Origin of the sequence: Mycobacterium sp. (assembly GCF_035653355.1) — a bacterium.
In the GTDB taxonomy this organism is placed as follows: domain Bacteria; phylum Actinomycetota; class Actinomycetes; order Mycobacteriales; family Mycobacteriaceae; genus Mycobacterium.
On sequence record NZ_DASRBZ010000013.1, the window covers coordinates 1 to 5,467 of the forward strand.

Consider the following 5,467-nt stretch of genomic DNA (forward strand, 5'->3'; position numbering starts at 1 on the left):
AGCCCGGCCACGGAAGCCGGCGCCGCCAATGGCCGCCCTATCCCAACCTCGATCCGCTGACGAATGTGGCAGGCATGATGCGCTCGGTGTCGGAGGTCCGCGCCGTCGTGCGATGGCTGCAGCCACAATCGACCGCCCTTGTGGTATCCGGGGTTTCCATGGGCAGCCCAGTCGCCGCACTGGTTTCGCATCTGGAGACGCCCGTGGATGGAGTTGCCCTCTACACGCCGATCCTGGGACTCAACGCGATGATCGCGCGGCATGTGGCGCGCTGGGGCACATCGCAGCACGGCGTCCGCGAGCTGTTGCAGGCGCCGGTGGTGTCGGAGCTGACCTCCGTGATCGATCCGCTAAGGGTTGAACCGGCGCCGCCGCCACAGCGGCGGCTCATCGTCGGCGCATGGCACGACCGGATGGCGATGCGCGAGCCCGCCCTTGCATTACAGGAGCGGTGGGGTGGTCAGTTTTACTGGTACGACGGCAGTCACGTCGGGCACGTGTTTTCCCGGCGTGTTCAAGCAGTTTCGGAGAGGTTTCTGCGCGGGGTGATCGAGGAAGTGGGGAAGGGGAGTTGAGCGATCGCGTTCTTGACGAGCTGGGCTACTACCTGTTGGCCGGGGCCGGCGGCGAGGGACCGGCAACCCTCATGGACGAGGCTCGCCGCGGCGAGGAGTTGGGTTTCGGCACTGCGTTCATCTCCGAACGCTGGAATGTCAAGGAAGCGTCGTCGCTCGTCGGCGCTGCCTGCGCGGTGACCAACCGGATGCGAATTGCCACCGCCGCAACCAATCACAACACGCGCCACCCGCTGATCATCGCGTCGTGGGCCACCACCATGCATCGGCTTTCCGGCGGACGTTTCACTCTGGGCATCGGACGTGGCGTCGCCGCGATGTACAGCGCCTTCGGCATGCCGGCGGTCACCACCGCCCAGATGGAGGACTGGGCGCACGTCATGCGCCGATTGTGGCGAGGAGAGATGATTTTCAACCACGACGGTCCGATCGGCAAATACCCGGTGCTGGTGCTCGATCCGGATTTCGACGAAGACATCCGCCTGGGGCTTGTCGCATTTGGCCCGAAATCACTCGCGTTGGGCGGCAAGGTGTTTGATGACGTCGTCCTGCACACATATTTCACGCCGGAAACCGTCAAGCGGTGCGTCAAGACGGTGAAGGACGCAGCTGAACAAGCGGGCCGCGACCCTGCCAGCGTCCGGGTGTGGTCGTGCTTCGCGACGGTGGGCGACCACCTTCCCGAAGCGGTCCGGTTGAAGAAGACGGTGGCCCGGCTGGCCACCTACCTGCAGGGTTACGGCGATCTGCTGGTACGCACGAATAACTGGGACCCCGCTGTGCTGCAACGCTTCCGGGAAGATCCGGTAGTGACGTCGATCGCGGGCGGGATCGACCACAAGGCCACCGCCGACCAGATCGAGCACATCGCGACGCTGATCCCCGACGAGTGGCTGGAGCCGTCGGCCACCGGATCACCCCAGCAATGCGTAGAGCGCATCCGCAAGGAGTTCGACTACGGAGCTGACGCGGTGATCATGCACGGCGCCACGCCCGACGAACTCGAGCCGATCGTCGTCGCGTACCGAGTCAACTCACTTACGGCATGATCGCCGCGCGCGACACCGGCTCTGGTGCGGCTTGCCTGCTGTAAAGCCCGCGTTGCAGCGCAACCAGCAGCGCGTCGCGTGTCTCGCGGGGATCGATGAGCTCGTCGAAGCCCATGTGCTCAGCCGACCGATACGACGCTTGCAGCTCGGCGTTGCGTAACGCGGCGGACAGGTCTTCGCCGGCATGCGATGCGCGGCTCAAAGCTGCGGCACTCATCGCGCCCATCGTCGCGCCCGGGTAGGCGAAGGTGGCCACTTGGTCGTCGAACCCGATCAAGGACATGACCATTGAGCCGAACCCGTACGCTTTCCGCAGTGTCACATGCAATTTCAGCGTCGTCGCGACGGTCTGCGCGGCGAACATCCGCGCGCCGCTGCGCAGCACCCCGGCGCGCTCGGACCGGCTGCCCGGAAGCATGCCCGGGTTGTCGGCGAGGAAGACGATCGGCAGGTGGAACGAGTCGGCCACCATGATGAAATGCGCTGCCTTATCGGCGGCGTCGGCGTCGATTGAGCCGGCCAACACCTTGGGCTGGTTGGCCACCACCGCCACCGGATGGCCGCCCAGATGGGCCAGCGCGCAGATGATCGCGGGGCCGAACTTCGGCTGAACCTCGAACCAATCCGGACGATCGAAAACCACATCGAGCACGGCGCGCATGTCGTAGACGCGGCGGTTATCGCGCGAGACGATGTCGAGCAGTTCCGGGGTTGGCCGCGGTTGGGCGGCCTCGTCGGCAGGCAGCGATGGTGGATACGACCACGCGCTTGGCGGGAAATACGACAGGTAGCGGCGGATTGCATCGAGTACCGCTTCGTCGTCGTCGGCGACGTTGTGAATCACCCCGCTGGCCAGTGCAACGTCAGGCCCGCCGAGGTCCTCTTTCGAAATGTCTTCGCCCGTCGACTCTTTGACGACTGGCGGCCCCGCGGTGAAGATTGCGCCCTGGCGGCTCATGATCCGGAAGTCACATACCGGAGCGACCAGCGCCCCGTGCCCCGCCGAAGGCCCGAGCACCGCCGCTACGGTCGGCACTCGTCCGGAGCAGCGAGCTTGGGCCAGCAGGTCGGTCGGCGTGCGCCCGTAGTGCCCGCCGGCGGGCCGGAAGCCGGCGCCTTCCAGCAGCATCACCAGCGGGATCTTGTCGCGCAGCGCCAGCTCGGCGATCCGGTAGCGCTTGGAGTTGCTACCGGGTGCGATGGTGCCGGCCATCGTGGTGAAGTCTTCGGCGCCCACCATTACCGGTGATCCGTTGATGCATCCGGAGCCCACGACGATCGCGTCGGCGGCAACTTCGCCGCCAACGAGCGTGCCGAGCTCGCGGAATGTGCCTGGGTCGAGGAGTCGTTCGACGCGGGCGCGGGCGTCGAGCTTGCCTTTGCCGTGGTGCTTGGCGAGCCGCTCGCGTCCGCCCATGTCCCATGCGTGCTGACGGCGACGGCTGAGGTCGTCGAGCGTCTCCTCCCAGCCTTCGGGTTTGGTCATGCTCCCGTCCTAACTCGTCGCAAGGCGATGGTCTGAATCGAACCTACGTACTGAACTGCTTACTGTAGCGTCGGCGACAGCGTAGTGCGGTCATCGGCAGATGGAGTGGCACAGTGATCCGGTTGGCAACCGAAGAGGCGTGGGAATTCGTTGCGGCAGCGCATACGGGAATTTTGACCACGCTGCGCCGCGACGGTATGCCAATCACGTTGCCAGTGTGGTTCGTGGTTCAAGACCGCACGATCGCGATGATGACACCGGCCGGCACCAAGAAGATCGCCCGGATTCGGCATGACCCACGCGCATCGTTTCTCGTCGAATCCGGCGAGCGCTGGGCCGAGCTCCGCGGTGTCCACTTCACGGGGCGTGTGCAGATCGTCGAGGGCCCCGACGCGATGGACAGGATCAACGACACGCTCACTGCCAAGTACGTCGCGTTCCGGCCGCAACTCGACAGGCTTCCGTCGGCGACTCAGTCCTACTACGCGAAACAGGTGTTTCTTCGTTTCATACCTGACCCGCGCATCTTGACGTGGGATAACTCGCGCATCGCAAAAGGGCAGAAACGTTGACCCTACCGAAGGGCTTACTGTAGCTTACCTGACATGAGTCGTGGGTGCCTCGCGCGACCAGGAAACACACGCAGATGAGCGCCACGGCCAGGTCGAGCCTCAAGGTCGACGGGGGTGTCTCCAGTCAGCTCGCTCGCGTGCCGCAGGCGGCGGCGGCACTGGAGCGGCGAGGCTATGACGGTTGCTGGACAGCCGAAGTCGACCACGATCCGTTCCTGCCGCTGGTGCTGGCCGCCGAGCACACCTCGAAAATCGAGCTGGGAACGAGCATTGCGGTGGCATTCGCCCGCAACCCGATGACTGTTGCCAATATCGGCTGGGACCTCCAGGCATACTCGCGCGGCCGCTTCATCCTGGGGCTCGGCTCGCAGATACAGGCGCACATCGAGAAACGGTTCAGCATGCCGTGGAGTCATCCCGTGCGCCGCATGCGCGAGTTCATCTGGGCACTGCGGGCAATCTGGTCGGCGTGGCGCGACGGCACGCCGTTGCGATTCGAGGGCGAGTTCTACACCCACAAGCTGATGACTCCGATGTTCACGCCGGAGCAGCAACCCTACGGGTTTCCGAAGGTGTTCGTTGCCGCGGTCGGCGAAGCGATGACCGAGATGTGCGGTGAAGTCACCGACGGCATGCTGGCCCACGCGTTCACCACGAAGCGCTACCTCGACGAGGTGACGATGCCGGCGTTGCAGCGCGGAATGCAGCGTTCTGGCCGCAACCCCAGCGACTTTCAGCTCACCTGCCCACTGTTCGTCGTGACCGGCGCCAACGACGCCGAGTTCCAGGCCGCGGCCGCTGGTACGCGCAAGCAGATCGCCTTCTACGGATCGACACCCGCCTACCGCAACGTTCTGGAGCTACACGGGTGGGGCGACCTACACACCGAGCTGCATCAGCTGTCGCTGCGCGGCGAGTGGGACGCCATGGGATCGCTGATCGACGACGACATTCTCAATGCTTTTGCGGTCGTCGCCGAGCTCGACCAGCTCGCCGGCAAGATCAGAGATCGCTGTGACGGCCTCATCGACCGCGCCCTACCGAGCTTGCCGTCGCACCTGCCCGAGACCGCTGTTTGCGCCGTTCTGGAAGAACTACGACGCCAACCGAACTCAGTGAGGAGTAGCCCATGAGCACGCGGACGATGGACGAGGCCGCCAAGCTGCTGGCCGACCCACTGGCGTACACCGACGAGCCGAAATTGCATGCGGCGCTGGCGCATCTGCGTGCCAATGCGCCCGTGTCGTGGGTGGAGGTGCCGAACTATCGGCCGTTCTGGGCGATCACCAAACATGCCGACATCATGGATATCGAGCGCGACAACATGCTGTTCACCAACTGGCCGCGGCCGGTCCTGACGACCGCGGAAGGTGATGAGATGCAGGCCAACGTCGGGGTGCGCACGTTGATACACATGGACGACCCGCAGCATCGGGTGGTGCGCGCAATCGGCGCCGACTGGTTTCGCCCGAAGGCCATGCGAGCGCTGAAGGTCCGCGTCGATGAGCTGGCCAAGATCTACGTCGACAAGATGAGGGAGGTCGGCCCGGAGTGTGACTTCGTCCAAGAAGTCGCAGTCAACTATCCGCTGTACGTGATCATGTCGCTCTTGGGTATTCCGGAAGCGGACTTTCCCCGGATGCTCAAGCTGACTCAGGAACTGTTCGGCAGTGACGACACCGAGTTCAAGCGCGGCACCACCAACGAAGACCAGCTGCCGGCGCTGCTCGATATGTTCCAGTACTTCAACGGCGTCACCGCATCGCGGCGCGAAAATCCGACTGA

General features: G+C 64.6%; 5 protein-coding genes and 1 pseudogene. 5 read left to right on the forward strand and 1 reads right to left on the reverse strand.

The window, feature by feature from the left end; translation table 11 throughout:
- Window positions 1-575 (forward strand): alpha/beta fold hydrolase (locus tag VFA16_RS00410; protein ID WP_414687603.1); only part of this gene is annotated, 575 nt, incomplete at its 5' end.
- Entirely contained in the window at window positions 572-1,624 is a 1,053-nt protein-coding gene (locus VFA16_RS00415; protein ID WP_324965921.1) for a TIGR03857 family LLM class F420-dependent oxidoreductase, read from the forward strand. The genes VFA16_RS00410 and VFA16_RS00415, both read left to right, overlap by 4 nt.
- On the opposite strand, the gene VFA16_RS00420 is transcribed toward VFA16_RS00415, so the two are convergent.
- On the reverse strand, window positions 1,614-3,110 hold the full coding sequence (locus VFA16_RS00420) for an acyl-CoA carboxylase subunit beta (RefSeq protein WP_324965922.1): 1,497 nt from the start codon (window positions 3,108-3,110) through the stop codon (window positions 1,614-1,616). The two genes, VFA16_RS00415 and VFA16_RS00420, sit on opposite strands and share 11 nt — an antisense overlap.
- 113 nt (window positions 3,111-3,223) lie before the next feature.
- Here VFA16_RS00420 and VFA16_RS00425 point away from each other — a divergent pair, with 113 nt between their 5' ends.
- From VFA16_RS00425 to VFA16_RS00435, 3 genes and pseudogenes are all read left to right on the forward strand, one after another.
- The gene (locus VFA16_RS00425) at window positions 3,224-3,682 is read left to right on the forward strand and encodes a pyridoxamine 5'-phosphate oxidase family protein (RefSeq protein WP_324965923.1); all 459 of its coding nucleotides are present in this window, start codon (window positions 3,224-3,226) and stop codon (window positions 3,680-3,682) included.
- Window positions 3,683-3,756: 74 nt separating this feature from the next.
- The gene (locus VFA16_RS00430) at window positions 3,757-4,815 is read left to right on the forward strand and encodes an LLM class F420-dependent oxidoreductase (RefSeq protein WP_324965924.1); all 1,059 of its coding nucleotides are present in this window, start codon (window positions 3,757-3,759) and stop codon (window positions 4,813-4,815) included.
- Between the two features lie 11 nt (window positions 4,816-4,826).
- A pseudogene (locus VFA16_RS00435) lies at window positions 4,827-5,467 on the forward strand (cytochrome P450); the annotation flags it as partial.

What these genes read in the sequence shown, in the direction of transcription:
- VFA16_RS00420 (WP_324965922.1), bottom strand. Translation starts at nt 3,110, where the DNA reads ATGACCAAACCCGAAGGCTGGGAGGAGACGCTCGACGACCTCAGCCGT.
- VFA16_RS00430 (WP_324965924.1), top strand. Translation starts at nt 3,757, where the DNA reads ATGAGCGCCACGGCCAGGTCGAGCCTCAAGGTCGACGGGGGTGTCTCC.